The 1,404-nt window shown below is 64.7% G+C and carries 1 protein-coding gene and 1 pseudogene; one reads left to right on the top strand and one right to left on the bottom strand.

What is annotated here, in order from left to right:
* Nucleotides 1-100 precede the first annotated feature (100 nt).
* Entirely contained in the window at nt 101-988 is an 888-nt protein-coding gene (locus tag DBR22_RS23295; RefSeq protein WP_108600920.1) for a DNA-methyltransferase, read from the top strand.
* Nucleotides 989-995: 7 nt separating this feature from the next.
* On the opposite strand, the pseudogene DBR22_RS23290 reads toward DBR22_RS23295, so the two are convergent.
* A pseudogene (locus DBR22_RS23290) lies at nt 996-1,404 on the bottom strand (phosphatase); the annotation flags it as partial.

The following is a 1,404-nucleotide window of genomic DNA, read 5'->3' as shown; positions in this document are numbered from 1 at the left end:
CCCGCCGGAGCCGGACACGCACCCGGCGCCGCAACGGCGAAGTGGTGGCGGGTGCCGACAACGGCTCGCAGCCCGGCAGCACCGAGGCCTAAATCCCTCAATGACTGACACCGTCTGGGCGCCGGACGGCAGCAACCTGGTGGTTCACGCGGACAACGCGGAGTTCCTCCCCTCGCTGCCGGACGGCGCCTTCACACTCATTTACGTGGATCCGCCGTTCAACACCGGCAGGGTCCAGAAGCGCCAGGAAACCCGGATGGTGCTCAACACCGATGGTGACGGCGACCGCGTGGGCTTCAAAGGGCGTTCCTACGACACCATCAAGGGCGCACTGCACCGGTACGACGACGCGTTCAGCGACTACTGGTCCTTTTTGGAACCGAGGCTGGTGGAGGCCTGGCGCCTGCTGGCCGATGACGGCACGCTATACCTGCACCTGGACTACCGGGAAGTACATTACGCCAAGGTCATGCTCGATGCCATCTTTGGCCGCGAGTGCTTCCTGAACGAGATCATCTGGGCTTACGACTACGGTGCGCGCGCCAAATTCCGCTGGCCCACCAAGCATGACAACATCCTCGTGTACGTCAAGAACCCGGCGAAGTACCATTTCGACAACGCCGAGGTGGACCGCGAACCGTACATGGCACCCGGCCTGGTCACACCCGCAAAACGCGAACTCGGAAAGCTGCCCACCGATGTCTGGTGGCACACCATCGTCTCCCCCACGGGCAAGGAAAAAACCGGCTACCCCACGCAGAAGCCCGAGGGCCTCATACGGCGTGTGGTGGCTGCGTCAAGCCGCCCGGGCGACTGGTGCCTGGACTTTTTCGCGGGTTCGGGGACCCTCGGGGCTGTAGCGGCAAAGCTGGACCGGAAGTTTGTCTGCGTGGACCAGAACCAGCCGGCCATCGATGTCATGGCCAAGCGGCTGGGTGAGCGCGCGGAGTTCGTTTCGTTCCGTGCTGACGAGCTCCCGGCCGGCTAGCGGGAAGTTAAGGGCGCACCACAGGTGTGCCGGTGGCGATCTCCTCGATCCGGGCCAGAACCTCGGGCGTCGTCAGGTTTTCGCCCAGCAGGTTCGGTTTGCCGGTGCCGTGGTAGTCTGATGAACCCGTGACCAGGAGTCCGTGGCGTTCAGCGAGTTTGCGGAGGAAGGCGCGGCCCTCAGCAGGATTGTCGCGGTGATCGATCTCCAGCCCTGCCAGGCCGGCGTCGATCATTTCCCGGTAGGTGTGCTCCCCCACGACCCGGCCACGCGCTGAAGCCACCGGGTGCGCAAAGACAGGAACACCGCCGGCAGCCCTCACAAGTTCGACGGCGGTGGCGGGATCGGGGGCGTAGTGCTGGACAAAGTAGCGCGAACGCGAGGTCAGGATCGATGAGAAGGCCTCAGCCCGGTCC

It is taken from the genome of Arthrobacter sp. HMWF013 (genome assembly GCF_003061105.1).
GTDB lineage: Bacteria > Actinomycetota > Actinomycetes > Actinomycetales > Micrococcaceae > Arthrobacter.
The sequence above is the reverse complement of the archived record's forward strand: the minus strand, read 5'-3'. Positions and strand labels throughout refer to the sequence as shown.